This is a genomic window from Flavobacterium sp. CG_9.1 (assembly GCF_015751645.1).
GTDB classification, from domain to species: Bacteria; Bacteroidota; Bacteroidia; order Flavobacteriales; family Flavobacteriaceae; genus Flavobacterium; species Flavobacterium xanthum.
This window is the reverse complement of the sequence record NZ_JADOVC010000001.1, coordinates 196,689-218,675: the sequence shown is the minus strand read 5'-3', so window position 1 is coordinate 218,675 and position 21,987 is coordinate 196,689. Positions and strand designations below refer to the sequence as shown.

Genomic DNA, 21,987 nt, shown 5'->3' with positions numbered 1-21,987 from the left:
ACGAAATGATAATTATTATATTTGCACGCAATTTTTGATTTAATGAACAAGATTTTTTATTTATTTATTGGCTTATTCTCAATGATGGGCGTCCAAGCTCAGATACATGAGATTGGTGTTTTTCTAGGCGGAAGTAATTATATTGGAGATGTGGGGCCTACAACTTACCTCTCACCTAATGAACCTGCTTTTGGAGTTCTTTATAAATGGAATAAAAGTCCGAGACATGCTTTCCGATTTTCTTATACACAATCTGAAATCACTTCAAGTGATTTAGATTCAAAAGAAGCCGGCAGAAATCAAAGAGGCTATCGTTTTGAAAACAATTTAAAAGAAGCATCTGCAGGTATTGAATTCAATTTTTTTGATTTCAACCTTCATGAATCAAGTGTTAAAATCACTCCCTATGTGTCCTCTGGTTTAAGTTATTTTCTAACAAAATATACCTTAACTGATACTCAAACGGGAAATTCGGTTAAAGGCAGAACAGAAAGAAGGAAATCAGTAGCTATACCAATGATTGTAGGAATCAAGTCAAACATCTCGCCCCGTTTCCTAATAGCATTAGAAACAGGAGTAAGATATACATTGACTGACAATATAGATGGAAGTTACAATCAAAATTTTGGAAATATAAATAACAATGATTGGTACGTGTTCACAGGAGTTACTTTAACGTATACTTTTGGCCAAAAACCCTGTTATTGTGCAGAATAAAGAGATGAATTTACTACAGAATATCGACGTGGCAAAACTGCCAAAACACCTTGCCATCATCATGGATGGAAATGGGCGTTGGGCAAAACAGCAAGGACTTTTGAGAGCTTTAGGTCATGAAAGCGGAACAAAATCAGTGAAAGTAATCATTGAGGCTAGTGCCAAGCTAGGCATCGAATTCCTTACTTTATATGCCTTCTCAACCGAAAATTGGAACAGGCCAAAACTAGAGGTTGACACCTTAATGAAAGTGTTGATCAACTCGTTGAAAAAAGAACTCACCACATTGCAAAAAAACAACATCAAGCTAAATGCTATTGGAAATATTGACAAATTACCTAAATCTGCTCAAAAAGAACTTCTTGATGTAATTAACAAAACAAGTAGTAACACACAAATGACGCTAACCTTGGCGTTAAGCTACGGTTCTAGGGAAGAATTAGTTGCAGCGGTAAGAAATATATGTAGTAAAGTTAAAAATAATATAATTTCAATAGACGCTATTGACGATTCCATTATTAATGAGCATCTTTACACGCAAAATTTACCGGACGTAGATTTATTAATACGAACAAGTGGAGAACATAGGATAAGTAACTTTTTGTTATGGCAGATTGCCTATGCAGAATTGTATTTTACTGACATATTGTGGCCAGACTTTAAAGAACAAGATTTATATGAGGCTATCGTTAGTTATCAAAAAAGAGAACGTAGATTTGGAAAAACAAGTGAACAAATTAAATAATTTTTTAGTGTTAAATAAAAGCATAAAAATAGCCCTTACCGTTTTGATTTTTGGAAGTTTTACACAAGTTAAAGCACAAGAAAGAGTTCCTTTTGATCAGGGTAAAAAATACATTCTAGCAGATGTAGCCATAGTTGGCGATATCAGTTTTAACTCCCAAACTGTAGTAACTTTTTCTGGTTTACAAAAAGGACAGGAAATCACAATTCCAGGTGAAGAAATTAGTGCTGCTATTAAAAAATTGGGGAAATTAGGTCTCTTTGACGAAATCTCTTTTTATGTAAATAAAATCCAAAATGACAGTATTTACCTTGATCTAAATATTATCGAATTACCCAAATTAAATCAGGTTAAATTTGTTGGCGTTAAGAAAACTAAAACGGAAGGTTTAATCAAAGATAATTCATTGACCAAAGGAAAAGTAGTCAATGAAAACTTAGTCACTACTACTAAAAACTACATCGAAAACAAGTATAAAAAAGACGGTTACTACAACACAAAAGTAAACATCAATACTGTAAAAGACACTGCCATAGCAAACCAAGTCAACATGCTTGTAACTATTGACAAAGGTCAAAAAGTAAAAATCCAGAGTATAGATTTTGTTGGCAACACAAAAATATCTGATAAAAAATTGCGCAAAGCAATGAAGGATACAAAACAAAAAAACCCGTTCCGACTCCTAAAAGCATCTAAATTTATAAAAGATAAATACAAAACCGATTTAGAAAAAGTAATTGCTTCCTATAAAGAAAAAGGATATAGAGATGCTAGAATAATTTCAGATTCTGTTTCTTTTGACAAAAATAAAAATGCTCTAAACATTACAATAAATCTAGAAGAAGGGAACAAATATTATTTTGGAGAAATTAAATTTTTAGGAAATACCGTTTATACTGATCAAGGATTAAGTCGAATATTAGGCGTAAATAGAGGAGACACTTACAATGGAGTGCTTTTGGAAAAAAGAATTGCAGATAAGTCTAAACCAGATGCAGAGGATATTACTAATTTATACCAAAACAGTGGTTATTTATTTTCAAATGTAAATGCTGTTGAAGTAAAAACAGCCAACGACACTATTGATTTTGAAATCCGAATCACTGAAGGTCCAATTGCTTACTTTAATAAAATCACAGTAGTAGGAAATGACAAGACAAATGACCGAGTAATTTACAGAGAATTAAGAACAAAACCAGGAGAAAAATACAGTAAAGATGAGCTAGTACGAACCATTCGAGAAATAGGACAATTAGGATTTTTTGATCCAGAAGCGATTGATCCTAAATTCAAAAATGTAGATTCTGGAGCAGGAACTGTAGACATTGAATACAATCTTGTTGAGAAAGGTTCCAGCCAAATTGAACTACAAGGAGGTTATGGCGGTGGCGGTTTTATTGGTACACTTGGACTGTCTTTCAACAACTTTTCAGCTAGAAATTTGCTTAACAAAGATGCCTATAAACCACTTCCTATGGGAGACGGTCAAAAAGTATCCTTGCGTTTACAAGCTAGTACGTTTTTTCAAACCTACAGTGTATCGTTTTCAGAACCATGGTTTGGAGGTAAAAAACCAGTATCGTTTAGCACATCGCTATCTTACAGTAAACAGTTTTTAAATAATTTTGTAACCCAAAGAGCAGATAAAACAAAAAGTTTTGACATCCTAACCTTATCGGTAGGTTTGGCTAAAAGACTTACTGTGCCAGATGATTATTTCGTACTGTCTCAGTCTGTGAGCTACCAATATTATGCATTAAACAATTACAACACCGGGTTATTTACTTTTGGGAATGGAACCTCTAGAAACCTTGCCTATACCGTAGGACTTACCAGAAGCAGTAAAGGTGTGAATCCAATATTTCCAACCTATGGTTCAGAATTTAGTCTTTCAGCAAAATTAACTCCTCCTTATTCCTTGTTTAATGGAGTGGATTACGCAACACTAGGAGATCAAGAAGAATACAAATTGAAAAACACTGTCGATCGACAAAATGTACCTGATGCAAATGGAAACATCGTTAGCATAGGTGATTATATTGACATCAATGGAAATAAGGTAACAGACTTTAGACTAGCAGCTGCGGATGTTAGTAAAGTCGATCAAAAACGATTTAATTGGCTAGAATACTATAAAATAAAATTCAAGGCAGACTGGTACACCAAAATTTATGGTAAATTAGTCCTTAGAACATTGACCGAGTTTGGTTTCCTTGGCGCATACGATCAAAATAGAGGTGCTGTTCCATTTGAAAGATTCTTTCTTGGTGGTGATGGATTAGCTAACTTTCAAATGGACGGTAGAGAGAATATCCAATTAAGAGGATATCCTAATAACTCTTTGACTCCTACAAATGCTGCCGGAGAACAAATTGGAGGTACTGTTTTTAATAAATTTTCAATGGAATTGCGTTATCCTATTACCTTAAAATCATCCGCATCAATTTATGCATTGGCATTTATGGAAGCAGGATCCGCTTTTGCAGATTTTAAAACCTATAATCCTTTTGCCCTAAATCGTTCCGCTGGAGTTGGGTTGCGTGTATTTATGCCAGCATTTGGTTTATTGGGAATTGATTTTGGACATGGTTTTGATGCGTTACCAGGACAAGCGAAAGCGAATGGATGGGAAACTCACTTTATCATTGGACAACAATTCTAAAAAAAATTGGTTGACAATTTCTAATAGAAAACCGTTATGACGAAACAATTTTTAAGTCTATTTTTAGCCTTCATTGCAGTGCAAACAATGGAAGGACAAGCCAGAGGAAATAAACTGGGCTACATTGATATGGAATACATTTTACAAAATGTACCTGATTATACGGAAGCAAAGATCCAATTAGAACAGAAAGCTCAAAAATGGAAACTGGAAATTGATACTAAAAAAATTGAAATTAGTAAACTAAAAGAGGCTTTAAAAGCAGAAAAAGCATTACTCACAAAAGAATTAATTGACGAAAGAGAAACAGAGATTAGTTTCCTTGAAAACGAAAATTTAGAATACCAACAAAAAAGATTTGGTGCCAATGGCGATTTAATACTACAAAAATCTGTTCTGGTAAAGCCAATACAGGATCAAGTATTTACCGCCGTTCAAGATATCGCAGAGCGTCTTAAGTACGACTTTATATTTGACAAAGCCTCAGACTTGACGATGCTATTCGCAGCCAAAAGATTTGACATTAGCGAGCAAGTTTTACGGATATTAAACCGCACTGAAAAAAGAGAACAGCTAACTAAAAAACAACAAAAAGAAGCGGAAGCCAGAGAGCTTAAAGAAGATGCTTTAGACAGCAATCCCGCACTAGCCGACAGACAAAAACTCTTAGAGGAGAAAAAAGCTGCACGAGAAAAAGTTCTGGAAGATCGAAAATTGCTTCAAGAACAAAAGAAAAAAGAATTTGACGACAAAAGGAAACAAATTCAAGACGACAGAGAGGCTAAAAAAAATGGCACGGTTTCTGCAAATGTAGCTAAAGAAGGAAGTACAGCAACCCAAACTGGCGTTGACAAAACCAAAGAAGCTGCTGATCAGGCAAGACAAAAACAAGCGGATGCAAAGGCAAAATTATTGGAAGACCGCAAAAAAGTCTTTGAAGATCGCAAAAAGGCATTAGAAGAAAGAAGACAAAAAATACTGGAAGATAGAGAAGCGCTGAAAAAAGCAAAACAAGAAAAATTAAAAGAAAATACAAACAATAATTAATTACTTAATATTTTAAAAACGATGAAACAAATCAAAACTCTACTAATTGCTGCAATTTTAATGTTAGGAGCAAATCAAACAATGAATGCACAAGCAAAGACAGCACATGTTGATGTTAGTGAAATTATGACAAAAATGCCGGCAATGTTAGAAGCTCAAAAACAATTAGATAAATTGAGTACGACTTACGATGCTGATTACAAAAAAATGGTTGAAGAATACCAAGGAAAATTAAAAAAATACGAAGCAGAAGCTGCAACGGTAACTGAAGCTGTAAATGGTGAGCGTTCTAAAGAAGTGCAGGATATGCAAAAAAGAATTGTTGACTATAGAGACAATGCTCAAAAAGAATTGCAACAAAAAGAATCTGATATCGTAAAACCATTAATGGAAAAAGTAAGAGCTTCAATCCAAAAAGTGGGTAAAGCAAAAGGATTCCAATATGTATTAGATGGTTCTTCTCTTTTACTTGCAGATGGTCCAAATTTGACTATGGATGTAAAAAAAGACTTAGGCTTCTAAAAGAATTTTTTGTCGTATAAAAGCTGCTCAATCTCTTATTAGGTTGAGCAGTTTTTTGTTTAAATCAAATCGTAGGAATTCTAAATCGTAGCATGTAACTTTGTTACTATGAACAGCAACAATCAACCCATAGGGATCTTTGACTCCGGCATTGGCGGTACTTCTATTTGGTCAGCAATTCATCAATTGCTTCCTAACGAAAAAACTATTTATCTAGCAGACAGTAAAAATGCTCCTTACGGTCAAAAATCCAAGGAGGAGATAATTGCATTGAGCATGAAAAACACAGAATTTCTGCTAGAGATGAACTGCAAATTAATTGTAGTGGCATGCAATACTGCCACAACTAACGCCATTCAAGAGTTAAGATCGAAATACGATGTTCCGTTCATTGGAATTGAGCCTGCTATAAAACCGGCAGTTACAAATTCTAAAACACAAATTATAGGTATACTAGCAACACAAGGCACTTTAAATAGTGAACTTTTTCACACGGCGGTAGCGAAATATCAAGATACTAAAATAATTGAACAAGTGGGTCATGGATTAGTCCAACTTATTGAAAATGGCGAAATCAATTCACCAGAAATGACTCAATTATTGCAATCGTATCTTACTCCAATGATCGAAGCCAATATGGATTATTTAGTGTTGGGCTGCAGTCATTTTCCCTATCTTATACCACAAATAAAAAAAATACTCCCCGATCACATTCAAATTATTGATTCAGGTCAAGCTGTTGCCAAACAGACTCAAAAAATATTAGCCGAAAGAATAGGTTTTTCTTCGGCCGAGAAAACCGAGCCTATTTTTTATACCAATATCAATTCAGAAGTTTTAAAAGAGATTTTAGAAAATAAGTATACTGCAATAGAAAAAGATTTCTAGAGAATTTAGTTATTCTTCGTCCTTAAACCAATTGGAATACATTACATAATTGTTGGAAATGCGTTCAATTTCTCCTGCAAAGTCAGATTGGTCGATGTCTTTTACTTTTTTTGCAGGAACACCAGCCCAAATTGAGCCTGCTCCCACAACTGTATTTTGTGTTATTACAGCTCCTGCAGCAACGATAGAATTACTTTCAATCACACAGTTGTCCATTACAATAGCTCCCATTCCTATCAATACGTTGTCATGAACCACACAACCATGTACTATTGCATTATGTCCAATAGAAACATTATTACCAATTACAGTTGGATGTTTTTTATAAGTACAATGAATAATGGCTCCATCTTGTATGTTTACTTTATTCCCGATTTTGATAAAGTTAACATCGCCTCTTATAACCGCATTGAACCAAACACTACAATTTGATCCAAAAGTAACGTCACCAACAATAGTTGCATTTTCGGCTACATAACAATCTTCAGGAATAGCGGGCGATTTACCGTTTACAGATTTAATAAGCATAATTAAATTTTGAATTAATTAATTGCTGGACAGTTGCAATCGTATTTTACAGGTCTGCAAAATAAATCGATTCCTAAAGTAATTTGGTGATAACCACCGTTATCAAACTTAACGGCTCCAGACAATTGAGAATAGGTATAAGCAAACATAAACTTATCAAAATTAACTCCAACTATAGGGGTTATATACTGCAATTTTTGAGTAGAAACTGTATTTCCAACCAAAAATTCGGCTCCATCAAAACTTCTTCGGTAGGACAATCCAGCCCAAACTCTTCCAAAATCTAGATTTTTATATGCTTTCAAATTGATATCAATCGCTTTTTCTCTAGTTTTTTCTACCATTTGAAATAAAAGAGACGGTTCCCATAATATTCGATCACGATCTCCAAAGATATATCCTGCACTCAGTAAATATTTTCTTAAATTATCACTTTCATATTCTGTATAAATATCTCTTCTCGTCTCTATCGCATTTTTAACTGTAGCATGTGCATAAAAATCTAGAAAATTATAAGATGCACCAATATCAACATTAAAATAAGCATCTTTCTGTACTATAGTTCCATCAATAATGGGATCAAAATCACCCGATTGTCTAAATTCAGTTTCGTCGAGCTGGCTTTGAATAAAACCTGCACTTATACCAAATGACAATTGATTCAAATCAATTTCATCTCTGGAAAACATTAAATGATAGGCGTAAGTAAATTTAATTCCTTTTTGGGAATGATATCCGTTTTTATCATTAAAAAGAATAACACCTGCCCCTGCATTTTCTCCTACCCTACCATTAAAACTAAGGGTTTGTAATTCTGGGGCATCTTCTTGGTCAAACCACTGCTTGCGACCAGTTAGTCTAACTTTAGCGCAATTTGCAGCTCCAGCCATAGAAGGATGTATCAAATAATAGTTATCTGACAAATAATCGGAATAAACCGGAATTCCTTCTTGTGAAAAAGAATAATGAGATATAAAGAATAGGGCAGCTAAAATTCTAATTTTATGATACATTGAAATACTTTTTGGTTAAATGAATAATTTCTAAATCAATATAAAGTTTCGTATTAAAAACGATCAAATGCCTTATCTCAAATTAAACTAAAGTTAATTTATTCATTAAAAAATCAAATATAGTTATTCGTAGAAAATAACTTTACTAAATTTGTAAAAATTTCAAAAGCCATGAACAAAGTTACTATAAAAGAAACACAAAACCCAACGATATTAAAGTTTGAATTTCAAGATTTTATCACTGAAAATGAAAGTTTTGAGTTCAAGAATATTGACGAAGCAAAAACGTCACCACTAGCGCAACAACTATTCTATTTACCCTTTGTAAAAACAATTTACATCTCTGGTAATTTTATCGCAATCGAAAAATACAATATTGTTGAATGGGAAGATGTTAAAGATGCGGTGGCCGAGCAAATGGAAAAATTTGTCACCGATGGTGGAACAATCATCTCTGTTGATGAAAATAAAACTAAAAAACAGCCCGTTACGGTATATGGCGAGACAACGCCAAACCCATCCGCTTTAAAATTTGTAGTAAGCAAGATGCTAACAAAAAACGCCATTGAATTCAAAAATATTGATCAAACTGCTGCTTCACCTTTAGCTAAAGAACTGTTCAAGTTCCCGTATGTAAAAGAAATATTCATTGATGAAAATTACATCTCAGTGACGAAGTATGAAATCAATGAATGGCAGGAAATAACTTTAGAATTAAGAAGCTTCATTAAACAATATATCGAAAATGGGGGAACTGTTTTAGATGAAAATTATGTTGCGACCGTCACCGCTGAGGAAACTACAAAAGCAAAAGAATTTGACAATCTAGATGTTACCTCTCAACAAATCATCAACATACTAGAAGAATATGTAAAACCTGCTGTGCAAGCTGACGGTGGAAACATTGCTTTTGATTCGTACAATGAAAAGGACAAAACTGTAAAAGTGATTTTGCAAGGCGCCTGCAGTGGTTGTCCATCATCCACTTTCACGTTAAAAAGTGGAATCGAAAATATGCTGAAAAGCATGTTAAATGACGAAAGCATCAAAGTTGAAGCCATAAACGCCTAAACAAACTCATAAACTACTGTTTTATTGATAGTTACTAAAAATAAATTCTCTTTTAAAGATTGAATTCAAAAAAAATAGGTAAATTTATGCTTCACTAAATACCTAGAAATCATGTCAATATTAAAAGTAATAGAAGTACTTTCAAACTCAGAAATCAGTTGGGAAGATGCCACTCGTAAGGGAGTGGCTAAAGCCGCAAAATCCGTAAAACACATTCGTTCGGTCTATGTTCGAGAACAAAGTGCAGTGGTCAATAATGGAGCTGTAACGGAATTTAGAGTCAACTTAAAATTAACTTTCGAACTCGAATAGATTAATACAAAAACTAAACTAAAGCGTTTCATTAGAAACGCTTTTTTTATTTGTTACCACTTAAATCTTTCGGTTGTCTGATTACCCTTTATTATTTCGAGCCTTTAGAATAATTTCCTTATTTCTTGAAAAGCTGCTTTAGATATAACACAAACCACAGAAAGCCCCTAAATTATAAAGACTGTTTTAGTGGACCGTGCAAAAAAGCTTCACTTCACTTTCATAAATAACTGCTATTATTACCTAAAAATTTAGTTTTATCCAAAGTGGAACTAAATACTTTAAACGCAATTTGCTGATTATAAACAAATTATTAATACCCGAAGTAGGAAATCTTAAAAAAAAATGACTACTATTGTAAGGCAAATTAAATAAAAATAATATGGGACTATCTTCATTTTTTAAAAAATTATTTGGCTCAGCCAAAGAAACAGCAAGCGATTTAGCAGAAAAAGCAGATACTGCTTTTGAACAAGCCAAAGAAACGACAGCACCTTACCTGGAAAAAGCTGAAAATTTTGCAGAGGAAACATTTGAAAAAGTAAAAGAAACAGCAACACCTTACCTTGAAAAAGCAGAAAATTTTGCAGAGGAAACATTTGAAAAAGTAAAAGAAACAGCAACACCTTACCTTGAAAAAGCAGAAAATTTTGCAGAGGAAACATTTGGAAAAGTAAAGGAAACAACAACACTTTATCTTGAAAAAGCAGAGAATTTTGCTGAAGACACCATAAAAAAAGTAAAGGGAACAACTACTCCAATTGCCGATAAATTAGAAAATTTTGCCACTCAAGATAAAGAAACTGTGGATGACTATTCCAGTACAGCAAGTAACGCATTAGAAACTGCGGAAGATACCTTGAAAGAAACGGCAGAATTGACAACAGATAAAGTAGAAAATCTATCCAGTGAAGCCAAAACTGCTCTATCCGATACTATAGAAATAGTAAAAGAAAAAACGGAAACAATAGGTATGAAAGCAGAAGAAGTATCCAAAGACCTCGCAACAAATTTTTCAGATACTTTGGACACAATAGAAGAAAAAACCGATCCAACTATTCAAAAAACAGAGGACTTAGTTGATACTGCTAAAATAACTATTTCAGATATTGTTGAAAATAGTGTTGAAAAAACAAGCACTTTTGTGGAGGATTCCGATGATCAAGCAAAAATAATTACCGCAAAAGCAATAAATAAAATAGAAGAAGACGCAGATTAATTTATTAAAAAATAATTTATTTGTATTTTTGCTATTCAAACATAACCTTCTCCTTTGAGAAGGTTTTTTATTTAAATAAAATGAATCTAAACCCGAAGGAACTTACAGATTACGCCAACACTTTTATAAAAGTACTAGTTGACTATTCTCCAAAATTAATTTCTGCTTTTATTATTCTATTTGCAGGACTCTATATCATCCGACTCATTAATAGATTCATCAGAAGGTTAATGGTTAAAAGAGACTTGGAACCAACATTAACTAAATTCCTAGCAGATATCTTACTTTGGGTATTAAGAGTCATCTTATTTGTTTCGTTTATCTCCAAGTTAGGGATTGAAACTTCTTCTTTTGTAGCTATTCTTGGTGCCATGGGACTTGCAGTAGGTTTATCACTTCAAGGTTCTTTATCTAATTTTGCTGGGGGAATGTTGATTATCCTTTTCAAACCGTTTAAAGTTGGAAATACGATTGAAGCACAGGGAGTAACAGGAACAGTCTGCGAAATACAAATATTCGTAACCAAACTAATCACTTTTAATAATCAAACCATTTTTATACCCAACGGATCATTATCCAATGGAAACATCATCAACTACTCTCTTCAAAACACAAGAAGAGCAGATTTAACCATATCCATTTCCTATGACACCGATATTAGAAAGGCAAAAGATATAATAACCTCCGTTCTAAACAATAATCCCAAAATACTACAAACACCAGCTGCCCAAGTATCCATAAAAGGCTTAACAGACAGCGGCATACAACTAGCGGTGAGGCCTTGGGCTACAAATGAAGACTTTTGGGATGTTTACTCAGACACTTTAGAAAATTGCAAACAAGCTTTTGATGCAGCAGGTATTTGTTTCCAACCGTTTGTAAAGGAATCGACAACCAAAACCAGTACTGCAGTTGACCCAAAACAGCAAAATTAAAAAATAGCTCGTAGTAGAAAGATTTATTGTTTTTTAGGAGCAGTAACCAAAAAATCCTTCAGGTAATACGGTTCAAAATAAGCGACGTCCACGGTGTCGTTTATTTTGAATTTTGCATAACTCAATGGACTCATTTCTTGAGCAGAAGGATATTTTATATCCTCTAGAAAAACACAATTCCCTTTCGTTAAAACCAACTTGCATTTTTCAGTACTATCTCCCACAAAATAGAGTGTATCCTCTAAATCGTCAAAGGAATTTTCAGTAATAATTTCAGCGAGAACTTCTCGTTTTTTTTCAAAATTAGGCGAAAAGATGGCGCTATATACCTCCATTCTTCTTGCATCAATCATTGGAATTATTAATCCATCAGAAATAGTCACTTGTGAAGCCAATACTTGCAAAGTATCTACAGCAATTAGTGGAATATCTAAGGCATAACAAAGGCCTTTTGCTGCTGAAACTCCAATCCTCAATCCAGTATAAGAACCAGGACCTTGACTTACTGCTATAGCAGAAAGATCATTCAATGTAATCCCTGCATCTTTAATTATTTGTTCAATAAATACATGGAGACGTTCTGCGTGTGAATATCCTTCTTCAGCTATTTCCTTAAAAAAAATCGTTTTCCCTTCTTTAGCAAGAGCAACAGAACAGTTCTTCGTTGCCGTCTCAATGTTTAATATATAGCCCAATACTAGTTTTTATTTTAAATTAAAAATCACAATCACAAAATTATATTTTATGATTGTGATTTCAAAATTATTATGCTAAGGCTTATTTTTTACTTTCGCCTTTTTTATCTTTATCACTTAGTAATGCCACTTTATCACCTGAATTCAAATCCTTAGTGACCGTTGAATAAGGGCCTGTAATAACCACGTCTCCTTTTTGAAGACCAGCCAAAACTTCGATGTTTGTGTCGTCTTGAATTCCGGTTTTAATGATTCTGATTTTAGCTTTATCACCAACTTTCACAAAAACACACTCGAACTTTTTATCGCTCTTAGGCGCAGCTCCTTTTTGATCTTCATTGGGATCAACCACTTTAATCTCCTTTACAGCCGCTGTATCCGATTTTATTACAACAGAACTGATTGGCACTGACAATACATTACTTTTTGTATCGGTAATGATGTCTACTGTTGCAGTCATACCGGGTCTAAAAGGGGAGTACGTATCTGGTCTTCCCTCTAATAAGTCTTCATAGGATTCCTTAACAATTCTCACTTTTACTTTAAAATTAGTCACCTGATCAGCTGTTAGAGCAGAACTTGCTGAATTAGAAATACTAGTTACGATTCCTTTGAATTGTTTTTTCAAATACGCATCCACTTCCACTTTTGCTTCGTCTCCTACTTTAATTTTTACAATATCATTTTCATTTACATCTACTTCAACTTCCATGTTATTGAGATTGGCTACTCTTAGGATCTCTGTTCCTGTCATTTGCTGTGTCCCTAAAACCCGCTCACCTAATTCGACGTTTAACATTGAAATAGTTCCATCTGCAGGCGCATAAATTGTGGTACGTCCTAAGTTATCCTTAGCTTCATTTACAGTTGCTGCTGCGCTTTGAACATTAAAATAAGCCGTTTGTTTCGATGCTTTTGCTACTTCATAAGAGCCAACAGCTTTATCCCAATCTGCTTTTGAAATAATTCCTTTTTCGAACAATGTTTTATTTCGGTCATAATTGGATTTCGATTCCTTGAAAGAAGCATCTGCTTGGCTTAAATTAGCTCTAGTTCCAGATAAATTTGAAACCGAACGATTGTAACCTGAAGTATATAAATCCGGATTTATTTTAACCAACAGATCTCCTTTTTTAACGACTTGACCTTCTTTTACATTTAATGAAATAATCTCTCCTGATACTTCTGATGAAATTTTCACTTCAATTTCAGGTTGGATTTTCCCCGTAGCCGAAACAGTTTCAACAATAGTTGTAGGGATAACTTGAGCTATTTCTACTTCAGTTCCCTTATCTTTATTACCGATTACTCCTGATTTTGAAAGCACTATAAGTCCAGCAATGATCACTACTGCTCCGCCTATTAAGATATAAATTGTTTTTTTAGACATAATAAATTAGTTTTTGATGAGAGGAATTCCAAAATAGAATTCTAAGATTTTAATTTTAAAAATGTAATCGTACTTTGTTCTAATGACTTCTGACTGCGCATTAGTCAATAAGGTTTGCGATTGGTTGAAATCAAAGGAATTCATTAAACCTACATCGTATTTTTCTTTAGCGTAATTATAGGCTACCTGTCTTGCTTCAAGAGCCACAACAGCTGCTTCATTTGCATTAAGCGAGCCCTTAGCATCTGCAAAAGCTGTAAAAACGTTTCTCTGCAAGTCAAGGTCTTGTTGTTCAACGGCAATTTTAGATCTTTCTAAACTTACTTTAGAGCGCTCTACATTATTACGAGCAGAAAATCCATTAAAAATTGGAATCGATAACTGGACGCCAAAAGATTGTCCTTTGTTGTTGCTAAATTGATCAAAAAATGGTGCTGGACCTCCCAATACCCTTGTGAAATTTGGACTCAAAACATTTTGATTTGTGCCTTCTACAAAACCTAAAATTGAAGTAGGATTTGCAGTATTAGGTGCTACACCTGTCACTCTGTCGCTGTAGGAAACTCTAGAATTAAAACTGTAAAATCCTTGTAATGTAGGTTGGTACGCGCCTTTAGCTATGGCTACATTTTTCTCCGCAATTTCCAAATTAGTTCTAGCAATTTTCAATTCGGTTCTACCTTCTAAAGCTTTATCATAAATTGCGTTTGGAGTTTGTGCCAAAATATTATTTTCATCTCCAAAATCACTATCGTCTACCACATCAAAATTCTCAAAATCTTTTAATTGTAATAGTTGGGCTAAACTCAATTTAGAGATTAGCAATACATTCTCGGCAGCTACGACATTTTGATTGTTCAATGCTACAGTAGCTTTAATATCCAATAAATCACCGCGAGGAATCGATCCTGCATTCACTAACTCTTCAGAACGAGCATATTGTTTTTCATTAATTCCTAGCTGTTGCTTTTGAACCTTTAGGTTCTCTTTGTTAAAAAGCACTTGCAAAAAAGCGTTTGCTACATTCAGCGCTATATCTTCCTGCATTTTTAACAATGAATATTTGGCAGCTACTATGGAAAGATTTGCTCTACGAAGCGTATTTTGGTTTTGCATACCTTTATAGATGTCTATCCCAACATTGGCACCAGCAGAGGTAAACTGGGTAGTTTGATTTTGAAGCAAACCAGTAGTAATATCCTGATTTAAACCAATATTCCATGAGTGAGACGCGTTAACATTCAAAGAAGGCAAAAAGTTCCCAATTGCTCCCCTCTTGTCGATAAGTGCTGTTTTAGAATCCAGCTCGGTCTGTTTTATGGATATATTATTCTGGACAGCATATTGTACACACTCTTCTAAGGTCCACTTTTTATTTTGTGCCTGACTTGTTAAGCAACAAAATAGTAAGGTAATTAAACTGAGAAAACTTCCTATTTTCATACATTTTTGAATAAAAGTGCAGTATACTGCAAACAAATTTAACTTTTTCTACTATAGATCCATAAAATAAAAATTTACTTTTCTAAATCCATTATAAAACAATTAGACTTTCGAAATTACCATTTGTTACAAAAAATCATAAAAAAAGAATTCTTTTGTTAATTTTGCTACTTTAAACCAAACTAAAAATGCTGAAATTCAATCTCAATGTCCTCGTGATCTCTATTTTTTTATTGCTTTCAAGTTGCGGTACAACCACTAAAATAGCGGCATTAAAACCAGAACCAGATGACGCTACCCCTTTGCAATATGAAAACGTAATTTCATACATAAATTTACCCATCACGGTCAAAATAAAAGATATCGAGAATCAAACCAATGTGCTCTTAAATGGTTTAATTTACGAAGACAACACTATCGAGGATGACGACATAGAAATGAAGGTTTGGAAACTTGCTCCAATTACAATAAAAAACAATCTCGATGGAAAAGGCGAAAAAATAAGTACTATTTTACCATTAAAAGCTATTATTAAATATAGAATTGGCACCAAAAAAATGGGGATAGAAATGTATGATACCCGTGAATTTCATCTTGATGGTGTTGTCAACTTAGTAAGCGATGTTGCCTTGACAAATTGGAAACTAAATACAAAAACAGAGCTAAAATCACTAGAGTGGAATGAAAGCCCTACAATGACTGTTTTTGGAAAAAATGTTCCTGTTACTTATTTGATCAATCCTGCAATAAAACTATTTAAATCAAAAATAGAACGAAAAATTGACGAAGCTATCTCAAAATCTATGGATTTCAAACCCAATGTTCTGACTGCAATAGAAAAAATTTGCACGCCATTTTTAATGAATGATACCTATGAAAGTTGGCTGCGAATTGTTCCAATTGAAATATATTCCACTACTGCTAAATTAAAAAATGACAGTTTCGTAATAGAAATGGGGATGAAGTGTAACATGGAAACATTAATTGGAAAAAAACCAGAAACAAAATTCAACGCATCCAAAATCACCTTGAAGACAGTTACCAAAATCCCCGAAGATCTTTCCGCAAATATTGTCGCTATTTCAACCTATCAAGAAGCCTCTAAAATTATGACAAAGAATTTTTCTGGACAGGAATTTGGATCAGGATCAAAGAAAGTAAAAGTTCAAAATGTAGCTATTTGGCATAAAAACGGAAAAATGATAATTGCCCTAGATCTATTGGGATCCGTGAACGGAACGATTTATCTTTCTGGATTTCCAAAATATAATGAACAAACCAAAGAAATATTTTTTGATCAATTAGGTTATGCCTTAGACACTAAAAACAAATTAATGCAAACAGCTAATTGGCTAGCACAGGGAGTAGTGCTTAAAAAAATCGAACAAAGTTGCCGTTACTCTATAAAAGAAAATCTAGAAGAAGGGCAAAAAAATATGATGACTTATTTAAAAAATTATTCTCCTATGCAAGGAGTTTTTATAAACGGTAAAATGGAGGAGATTCAATTTCAAAAAATTCAATTAACAAATCAAGCTATTATTGCCTTCATAAAAATTAATGGAAGCGCCAATGTAACCATCAATGGACTAAAGTAATTTTAGAAAAAAACAGAAGACGAAATTCTTAACTTGATTTATTCTTTTTCATACGATAAATAGCGTATCCTATCCCTGCAACAAGAACGTAAGGGATTACCATTAAGTACACAATTCCATCATTTACAGCCGCTGCTTTTGCCGTATTTCCTTCACTAGTTAATGCAGCACGACACATAGCACATTGTGCATTTGCAGCAACTGAAAGGAGACTGAAAACAAAAAGAGATACGCAAACTACGATCTTCTGAGCTTTATTTTTTACTTTAATATACATAATAAGGCGAAATCATTAAATATACAACTACTCCTGTAATGGCAACATACAACCAGATTGGAAAAGTAATCCGAGCTATTTTTTTGTGCATCTCAAAATTTTGTGCCAATGCTCTAACATAAGTAATCAGCACCATTGGAATGATAGCAATTGATAAAATAATATGAGTAACTAAAATTAGCAAATAAACAATCCTCAATGATCCTATGCTTGTCTTTTCAGTATCTTCTAAGATGCGGTTGTGATTTAAATCCCCAAACACAGCTGAATCACTAGTCATGTGATAAGCCACATACATTACAAGAAATGCAAGAGACAAAGCAATAGCACTTTTCATTAAAATACTATGAATTTTTCTATTGCCATTTTTAATTGCAACAACTGCAGCAACTAACAACACAGCTGTTATTCCATTTGTAGTAGCGTAAATAGGAGGTAAAAAAGAAAGAGGTTCTACAATATAACCAAAATCCTTTAATTTAACTCCAAAAAGAATAGCGACAGCAACCGGTATTATGATAGATACCGCTACAATTAACTTACTATATTTCTTTTCTAAAGATTGCTCTTTCATTTTACTCTTTTAATAAAATATTAATATCTTGTTGAATGTTTCTAACTCCTTTTTTATCTAAACCATCATAATACAAAATGGGATTTCCGAAATCATCATTTCTACATCGGATATTACCATTCTTATCAATTAAGGCAAATAACCCTGAATGTTCAAAACCACCATCTACTTTTTTATTTTCACCCGCATAGAGATTGAACCCTTTATTGGCTAAATTAAAAATATACGCTTTGTCTCCAGTTAAAAAATTCCAATTTGAAGACTTAACGCCCAATAATTTTGCGTGATCTTTTAATACTTGTGGCGTGTCGTGTTCAGGATCGATAGTAATAGATACAATTCCAAAATTTGGATTACCAAAGAATTTTTTTTCAATAAGAAGCATACTTTGATTCATCTTGGGACAAATCGTTGGACAGGTTGAAAAAAAGAATTCCAACACATATACTTTCCCTTTATAGGACTCGTTAGTTATTTTCTGATTGTCCTGATTAATTAATTCAAATTTGGGAGCTGGCCCTATTTTGATCAATTGATCCTCATTAGCCGTTATTGGATTCACTCGGTCTAATCGGTCGCCTTGAACCACCTTATCATTCTTTATTCTTTCTACTATTTTAGGAACGGCATAAATACCAAAAATTAAAATAATAAATGAAATACCTATGTATGATTTATTTTTAAGCATCGTAAGTTAAAATTAAATTTTTCTAGTAGCGTTATTATTCTTCTTGAGTGCAGCGCGATATTCATAAAGAATAACCTTAAAATCATCTAGCATCTCATTACTCAACTCTGCCGGATGAAAAGTGTTGTATCCTTCTTTAGTATCTTTCACCAGTTTTCTACCTCGAAGATTTCTTTTTTTATCAACGATATAGACTTTAGGAGTTCCAAATTTATCGTCTAATTTTTCAACCAATTTTAATTGGGAGTGATAAGAAGTAATCTCAGCAGGCGAGGCAAATACAAAACGCCATTGTGCAACATCCGTAAAAGCAGCTAATGCATCTACTACTTTCTTAGCATCTGCTTCAGTTCCAATTGGACAAATGACAACAAATTGTACATCTTTAAACGTGTGATACGTTTGATAAATTTTTTGATTTAGATTAAAAAAATTACCTCTATTTCTTAAAAGTTCTGTTCCAGAAAAACCAAGAACAGTTACTTTACCATTCAAAGTAACTTTTTTACCATCTAAAGAGTGCCAATTACCTAAATCAGCTGTATTAGGTGTAATAGTTGGAAGTTTGGTAAAACCATTCACGCCGGAGGCGAAAAAGAGATAAGCAACGATAGGTAAAATAAATAGAACGAAAAGAACAATATTTTTTTTCATTATGCTGTTTCAATTATTACTATAAAATAAAAAAGGTATCCGCCAAGACGGATACCCTATTTTTGAATTAATATCTTGTTAAAAATTCCATTTGATAGTAGAATTTTTAAAAACCCCGTAAATATAATCCCCTTCGGTTAAAAGGATGAAGAGTATATATAAAATCAGAAAAATTACTGGAAAAACAACTGCACTTTTTAAGGTACTTTTTTCACCTTCCATGTGCATAAATGCCCATACAATGTAATATGCTTTAAAAATAGTAAGGGCATAAAAGATCCAATTAAGTAAGTTCATACTTAAAAAATCATTCATAAAAAGAACATCTGGTTTTAAAATCCCCAAATAAACTTCTACTACTGTAACGGCAGACAATATTCCGAAAACTTTCCAGATTCTACCTATGTTCGATACGTGTTCGTGTGACATGATAATTACTTTTTGAAATTAAACTAGATAGAAAACGGTGAATACAAATACCCAAACTAAATCGACAAAATGCCAATAAAGACCAACTTTCTCAACCATTTCATAACTTTTTCTTTTTTCATATGTTCCAATAAGCACATTGAAAAATATAATAATATTTATAATCACTCCAGAAAAAACGTGAAACCCGTGAAATCCTGTGATAAAGAAAAAGAAGTCAGCAAATAATTTACTTCCATACTCGTTTCGTTGCAAATTAGCCCCTTCAACGACATAATGGGCCTGACTTAATCTTGCCACCGATTCTTCTCTCGAAAGAATTGTTTTTTGCTTTTCTTTGGTTACAACCTCAGTTCTAATCAAAAGTTCTGGGTGGGCTTTAAAACCTGCTTGCACTTCAGCTACAGAATAAGAGGGTAAAGATCCCTCACTCATGAACCATTTCCCTTTACTTCTTGTCAATTGCTCTCTTTCTTCTGGCAAAGTCATTGCAAAATCAGCCAGAGCTACACGGTGTCCTTCTTTATCAACAAATTGAAGTAAACTACCTCCTTTTGTCTCAATAGCACCATATTCCCCTTTTATGAAATTTTTCCATTCCCAAGCTTGAGATCCTACGAAAATCAAACCACCGATAATGGTCAAAAACATATAAAGAACTACCTTGTTTTTTTTCATTTGATGCCCTGCATCCACGGCCAAAACCATTGTCACAGATGAAAAAATCAAAATAAAAGTCATTAATGCAACATAATACATCGGAGCAGATACTCCATGCATAAACGGAAAGTGAGTGAACACTTCGTCAGCCAATGGCCATGTTTCAATAAATTTAAATCTAGAAAAACCATAAGCTGCAAGAAATCCAGAGAACGTTAAGGCATCTGATACGATAAAAAACCACATCATTAATTTACCATAACTTGCTCCCATTGGCTCATTGCCGCCTCCCCAAGTTTTTTCTTCACTATTAGCAGTAGTAACTGTCGCTTCCATAAAAGTTATTCGTTAAAAAGTTCCCAAATTTACGTTTTTTTCTTATTTAAAGAAATATAAAAACAAAAACAAATAAACCCATAATAAATCAAGAAAGTGCCAGTACATTGCACCAAGTTCAATTCCAAGGGTTTGAGATGAATTGTATTTTTGTTTAAAATGATTATAAATTATAATTAGCAGTGAAATCACGCCACCAGCAAGGTGAATCAAGTGCACAACAGTAACTACATATAAAAAAGTAGTTGTGATTGAGCTTCCACTTCCCGTGAAATAATACCCATTATCTACTATTTGTCCAAAACCTACGAACTGCAAAATTACAAACAAAATTCCTAGAACTAATGTAGTCAAAAGAAAAATTGTCGTTTTACTTTGATTGTTTTTTAGAATTGCCTTTTTAGCTAAATGAAAAGTCACACTACACCCTATAATGGCAATTGTACTGTAATAAAAAGCGGTTGGCAATTGAAAATCTTTCAACCAATCTGCTCTGGATTTACTCACTACGAAAGCACTCGTAAGTCCCGCAAACATCATGGTCATACTCACCATTGCAAACAACAAAATCAATTTGTATGATCGTGCTGTTCTGGATTTTTGTTCCTCTACTGTCATTATCATTTCCATAACTATCTTAAAAATTTATCTAATATATAAACTAACTGCAATAACGTAATATAAGACACACTCACTAACATCAAGGTTCGGGCAGCTTTTGCAGTTCTTAATTTATACAATTGAACGGCGTAAAACAACATCCACAACCCTAGTAAAAACACAACAACAGCTGCAATTGGCGTTATGTACAAACGTCCCGTATATCCAAAAACTGGCAAAATCGATGCTAAAATAAGCCAAACTGTATATAGTATGACCTGCAATGCGGTTCCTTTGTCTTTTTTACCTGTAGGCAACATAAAGAATCCCGCTTTTTCATAATCTTCATATAAAAACCAGCCGATCGCCCAAAAGTGCGGAAATTGCCAAAAGAATTGTATTAAAAATAACGTTCCTGCTTCTATTCCAAATTCTCCAGTAGCCGCAACCCAACCCAACATAAAAGGAATTGCCCCTGGAAAAGCACCGACAAAAACAGACAACGAAGTCATGGTTTTTAAAGGTGTGTAAACACTCGTATATAAAAATATTGAAATGGCACCAAACATGGCCGTTTTCGGATTGATCGTATAAAGTAACACAATCCCAATAATCGTCAGAAGACTTGCAATAACCACAGCGGTACCGCGAGACATCCTGCCAGCTGGAACCGGACGGTTTTTTGTTCGATCCATCAAGGCATCTAAATCTTTTTCAATAACTTGATTAAAAGCATTAGAAGCTCCCACCATGCAATAACCACCAACAGCTAATTTCAAAAGTGTGATCCAACCTAAAGATTGCAAATCATTAATCCCAAGCATATATCCAGCTATAGACGAAAAAACAACGCTAATAGCAAGCCGTGCTTTAGTGATTTCGCGGAAATCAATATAAACGGATTTTAAAGAAAGTGTACTTTGTGTTGCGTTCAATGCTTAGGATTATTTACTTTGTAATAACTTTTGCAAAAGTAGGCTATCA

The 21,987-nt window shown here is 33.6% G+C and carries 24 protein-coding genes; 11 read left to right on the top strand and 13 right to left on the bottom strand.

Features of this window, described 5'->3' with window-relative positions; translation table 11 throughout:
* The first annotated feature begins 42 nt into the window (after nucleotides 1–42).
* The 6 genes from IWX83_RS00960 to murI all read left to right on the top strand — a co-directional run bounded on the left by IWX83_RS00960 (nucleotide 43) and on the right by murI (nucleotide 6,581).
* Nucleotides 43–717 (top strand): DUF6089 family protein, encoded by a 675-nt coding sequence (locus IWX83_RS00960; protein ID WP_196827023.1) that lies wholly within the window; start codon nucleotides 43–45, stop codon nucleotides 715–717.
* 4 nt (nucleotides 718–721) lie between these two features.
* Entirely contained in the window at nucleotides 722–1,462 is a 741-nt protein-coding gene (locus IWX83_RS00955; RefSeq protein ID WP_196827021.1) for an isoprenyl transferase, read from the top strand.
* Nucleotides 1,395–4,124 carry an outer membrane protein assembly factor gene (locus IWX83_RS00950; RefSeq protein ID WP_196827019.1) on the top strand — a complete coding sequence of 910 codons (2,730 nt, stop codon included), beginning with the start codon at nucleotides 1,395–1,397 and terminating at the stop codon, nucleotides 4,122–4,124. Before IWX83_RS00955 ends, IWX83_RS00950 begins: the two co-directional genes overlap by 68 nt.
* Before the next feature lie 36 nt (nucleotides 4,125–4,160).
* Nucleotides 4,161–5,171, top strand: a complete 1,011-nt coding sequence (locus IWX83_RS00945) for an OmpH family outer membrane protein (RefSeq protein ID WP_196827017.1) — start codon at nucleotides 4,161–4,163, stop codon at nucleotides 5,169–5,171.
* Between the two features lie 21 nt (nucleotides 5,172–5,192).
* Nucleotides 5,193–5,693: an OmpH family outer membrane protein gene (locus IWX83_RS00940; protein WP_073352104.1), complete on the top strand. Its 501-nt coding sequence runs from the start codon at nucleotides 5,193–5,195 to the stop codon at nucleotides 5,691–5,693.
* A gap of 108 nt (nucleotides 5,694–5,801) precedes the next feature.
* The gene (murI, locus tag IWX83_RS00935) at nucleotides 5,802–6,581 is read left to right on the top strand and encodes a glutamate racemase (RefSeq protein WP_196827016.1); all 780 of its coding nucleotides are present in this window, start codon (nucleotides 5,802–5,804) and stop codon (nucleotides 6,579–6,581) included.
* A gap of 9 nt (nucleotides 6,582–6,590) precedes the next feature.
* Here the strand turns inward: murI and IWX83_RS00930 are convergent, their stop codons facing one another.
* Together IWX83_RS00930 and IWX83_RS00925 are read right to left on the bottom strand one after the other, a co-directional pair.
* The gene (locus tag IWX83_RS00930) at nucleotides 6,591–7,109 is read right to left on the bottom strand and encodes a gamma carbonic anhydrase family protein (protein WP_073352108.1); all 519 of its coding nucleotides are present in this window, start codon (nucleotides 7,107–7,109) and stop codon (nucleotides 6,591–6,593) included.
* A 14-nt stretch (nucleotides 7,110–7,123) separates the two neighbouring features.
* Nucleotides 7,124–8,122, bottom strand: a complete 999-nt coding sequence (locus tag IWX83_RS00925) for a type IX secretion system membrane protein PorP/SprF (protein ID WP_196827014.1) — start codon at nucleotides 8,120–8,122, stop codon at nucleotides 7,124–7,126.
* A gap of 171 nt (nucleotides 8,123–8,293) precedes the next feature.
* Between IWX83_RS00925 and IWX83_RS00920 the strand changes: the two genes are divergently transcribed.
* From IWX83_RS00920 to IWX83_RS00905, 4 genes are all read left to right on the top strand, one after another.
* On the top strand, nucleotides 8,294–9,193 hold the full coding sequence (locus tag IWX83_RS00920) for a NifU family protein (RefSeq protein ID WP_073352112.1): 900 nt from the start codon (nucleotides 8,294–8,296) through the stop codon (nucleotides 9,191–9,193).
* A 111-nt stretch (nucleotides 9,194–9,304) separates the two neighbouring features.
* A complete protein-coding gene (locus IWX83_RS00915; protein ID WP_066080331.1) occupies nucleotides 9,305–9,505 on the top strand; it encodes a dodecin family protein in 201 nt (66 codons plus the stop codon).
* A gap of 382 nt (nucleotides 9,506–9,887) precedes the next feature.
* Entirely contained in the window at nucleotides 9,888–10,724 is an 837-nt protein-coding gene (locus tag IWX83_RS00910) for a hypothetical protein (RefSeq protein ID WP_196827012.1), read from the top strand.
* A gap of 80 nt (nucleotides 10,725–10,804) precedes the next feature.
* The gene (locus IWX83_RS00905) at nucleotides 10,805–11,659 is read left to right on the top strand and encodes a mechanosensitive ion channel family protein (protein ID WP_196827010.1); all 855 of its coding nucleotides are present in this window, start codon (nucleotides 10,805–10,807) and stop codon (nucleotides 11,657–11,659) included.
* 23 nt (nucleotides 11,660–11,682) lie between these two features.
* On the opposite strand, the gene tsaB is transcribed toward IWX83_RS00905, so the two are convergent.
* The 3 genes from tsaB to IWX83_RS00890 all read right to left on the bottom strand — a co-directional run bounded on the left by tsaB (nucleotide 11,683) and on the right by IWX83_RS00890 (nucleotide 15,187).
* Complete coding sequence (gene tsaB, locus IWX83_RS00900) at nucleotides 11,683–12,354, bottom strand: tRNA (adenosine(37)-N6)-threonylcarbamoyltransferase complex dimerization subunit type 1 TsaB (RefSeq protein WP_196827008.1); 672 nt, start codon at nucleotides 12,352–12,354, stop codon at nucleotides 11,683–11,685.
* A gap of 82 nt (nucleotides 12,355–12,436) precedes the next feature.
* The gene (locus IWX83_RS00895; RefSeq protein WP_196827006.1) at nucleotides 12,437–13,744 is read right to left on the bottom strand and encodes an efflux RND transporter periplasmic adaptor subunit; all 1,308 of its coding nucleotides are present in this window, start codon (nucleotides 13,742–13,744) and stop codon (nucleotides 12,437–12,439) included.
* Between the two features lie 6 nt (nucleotides 13,745–13,750).
* Nucleotides 13,751–15,187 (bottom strand): TolC family protein, encoded by a 1,437-nt coding sequence (locus IWX83_RS00890; protein ID WP_073352122.1) that lies wholly within the window; start codon nucleotides 15,185–15,187, stop codon nucleotides 13,751–13,753.
* A gap of 188 nt (nucleotides 15,188–15,375) precedes the next feature.
* Here IWX83_RS00890 and IWX83_RS00885 point away from each other — a divergent pair, with 188 nt between their 5' ends.
* Nucleotides 15,376–16,785, top strand: a complete 1,410-nt coding sequence (locus tag IWX83_RS00885) for a DUF4403 family protein (protein ID WP_196827004.1) — start codon at nucleotides 15,376–15,378, stop codon at nucleotides 16,783–16,785.
* 28 nt (nucleotides 16,786–16,813) lie between these two features.
* Here IWX83_RS00885 and IWX83_RS00880 read toward each other — a convergent pair whose 3' ends face one another.
* The 8 genes from IWX83_RS00880 to cyoE form a co-directional block, all read right to left on the bottom strand.
* Nucleotides 16,814–17,062 (bottom strand): hypothetical protein, encoded by a 249-nt coding sequence (locus tag IWX83_RS00880; protein WP_196827002.1) that lies wholly within the window; start codon nucleotides 17,060–17,062, stop codon nucleotides 16,814–16,816.
* Nucleotides 17,052–17,636 carry a DUF420 domain-containing protein gene (locus tag IWX83_RS00875; RefSeq protein ID WP_073352127.1) on the bottom strand — a complete coding sequence of 195 codons (585 nt, stop codon included), beginning with the start codon at nucleotides 17,634–17,636 and terminating at the stop codon, nucleotides 17,052–17,054. The genes IWX83_RS00880 and IWX83_RS00875 overlap by 11 nt, the downstream gene beginning before the upstream one ends.
* Before the next feature lies 1 nt (nucleotide 17,637).
* Nucleotides 17,638–18,324 carry an SCO family protein gene (locus tag IWX83_RS00870; protein ID WP_196827000.1) on the bottom strand — a complete coding sequence of 229 codons (687 nt, stop codon included), beginning with the start codon at nucleotides 18,322–18,324 and terminating at the stop codon, nucleotides 17,638–17,640.
* A 12-nt stretch (nucleotides 18,325–18,336) separates the two neighbouring features.
* Complete coding sequence (locus tag IWX83_RS00865; protein WP_196826999.1) at nucleotides 18,337–18,978, bottom strand: hypothetical protein; 642 nt, start codon at nucleotides 18,976–18,978, stop codon at nucleotides 18,337–18,339.
* A gap of 78 nt (nucleotides 18,979–19,056) precedes the next feature.
* Nucleotides 19,057–19,407 (bottom strand): cytochrome C oxidase subunit IV family protein, encoded by a 351-nt coding sequence (locus IWX83_RS00860; RefSeq protein ID WP_073352133.1) that lies wholly within the window; start codon nucleotides 19,405–19,407, stop codon nucleotides 19,057–19,059.
* A gap of 18 nt (nucleotides 19,408–19,425) precedes the next feature.
* Nucleotides 19,426–20,403: a cytochrome c oxidase subunit 3 gene (locus IWX83_RS00855; protein WP_073352135.1), complete on the bottom strand. Its 978-nt coding sequence runs from the start codon at nucleotides 20,401–20,403 to the stop codon at nucleotides 19,426–19,428.
* 42 nt (nucleotides 20,404–20,445) lie between these two features.
* Nucleotides 20,446–21,033: a cytochrome c oxidase subunit 3 gene (locus IWX83_RS00850; RefSeq protein WP_196826997.1), complete on the bottom strand. Its 588-nt coding sequence runs from the start codon at nucleotides 21,031–21,033 to the stop codon at nucleotides 20,446–20,448.
* A gap of 2 nt (nucleotides 21,034–21,035) precedes the next feature.
* Nucleotides 21,036–21,938 (bottom strand): heme o synthase, encoded by a 903-nt coding sequence (cyoE, locus tag IWX83_RS00845; protein ID WP_091254190.1) that lies wholly within the window; start codon nucleotides 21,936–21,938, stop codon nucleotides 21,036–21,038.
* Between the last annotated feature and the right edge of the window lie 49 nt (nucleotides 21,939–21,987).

Coding starts and splice junctions, on each gene's coding strand:
- IWX83_RS00960 (WP_196827023.1), top strand. CDS start 43: ATGAACAAGATTTTTTATTTATTTATTGGCTTATTCTCAATGATGGGC.
- IWX83_RS00955 (WP_196827021.1), top strand. CDS start 722: ATGAATTTACTACAGAATATCGACGTGGCAAAACTGCCAAAACACCTT.
- IWX83_RS00950 (WP_196827019.1), top strand. CDS start 1,395: ATGAGGCTATCGTTAGTTATCAAAAAAGAGAACGTAGATTTGGAAAAA.
- IWX83_RS00945 (WP_196827017.1), top strand. CDS start 4,161: ATGACGAAACAATTTTTAAGTCTATTTTTAGCCTTCATTGCAGTGCAA.
- IWX83_RS00940 (WP_073352104.1), top strand. CDS start 5,193: ATGAAACAAATCAAAACTCTACTAATTGCTGCAATTTTAATGTTAGGA.
- murI (WP_196827016.1), top strand. CDS start 5,802: ATGAACAGCAACAATCAACCCATAGGGATCTTTGACTCCGGCATTGGC.
- IWX83_RS00930 (WP_073352108.1), bottom strand. CDS start 7,109: ATGCTTATTAAATCTGTAAACGGTAAATCGCCCGCTATTCCTGAAGAT.
- IWX83_RS00925 (WP_196827014.1), bottom strand. CDS start 8,122: ATGTATCATAAAATTAGAATTTTAGCTGCCCTATTCTTTATATCTCAT.
- IWX83_RS00920 (WP_073352112.1), top strand. CDS start 8,294: ATGAACAAAGTTACTATAAAAGAAACACAAAACCCAACGATATTAAAG.
- IWX83_RS00915 (WP_066080331.1), top strand. CDS start 9,305: ATGTCAATATTAAAAGTAATAGAAGTACTTTCAAACTCAGAAATCAGT.
- IWX83_RS00910 (WP_196827012.1), top strand. CDS start 9,888: ATGGGACTATCTTCATTTTTTAAAAAATTATTTGGCTCAGCCAAAGAA.
- IWX83_RS00905 (WP_196827010.1), top strand. CDS start 10,805: ATGAATCTAAACCCGAAGGAACTTACAGATTACGCCAACACTTTTATA.
- IWX83_RS00895 (WP_196827006.1), bottom strand. CDS start 13,744: ATGTCTAAAAAAACAATTTATATCTTAATAGGCGGAGCAGTAGTGATC.
- IWX83_RS00890 (WP_073352122.1), bottom strand. CDS start 15,187: ATGAAAATAGGAAGTTTTCTCAGTTTAATTACCTTACTATTTTGTTGC.
- IWX83_RS00885 (WP_196827004.1), top strand. CDS start 15,376: ATGCTGAAATTCAATCTCAATGTCCTCGTGATCTCTATTTTTTTATTG.
- IWX83_RS00880 (WP_196827002.1), bottom strand. CDS start 17,062: ATGTATATTAAAGTAAAAAATAAAGCTCAGAAGATCGTAGTTTGCGTA.
- IWX83_RS00875 (WP_073352127.1), bottom strand. CDS start 17,636: ATGAAAGAGCAATCTTTAGAAAAGAAATATAGTAAGTTAATTGTAGCG.
- IWX83_RS00870 (WP_196827000.1), bottom strand. CDS start 18,324: ATGCTTAAAAATAAATCATACATAGGTATTTCATTTATTATTTTAATT.
- IWX83_RS00865 (WP_196826999.1), bottom strand. CDS start 18,978: ATGAAAAAAAATATTGTTCTTTTCGTTCTATTTATTTTACCTATCGTT.
- IWX83_RS00860 (WP_073352133.1), bottom strand. CDS start 19,407: ATGTCACACGAACACGTATCGAACATAGGTAGAATCTGGAAAGTTTTC.
- IWX83_RS00855 (WP_073352135.1), bottom strand. CDS start 20,403: ATGGAAGCGACAGTTACTACTGCTAATAGTGAAGAAAAAACTTGGGGA.
- IWX83_RS00850 (WP_196826997.1), bottom strand. CDS start 21,033: ATGGAAATGATAATGACAGTAGAGGAACAAAAATCCAGAACAGCACGA.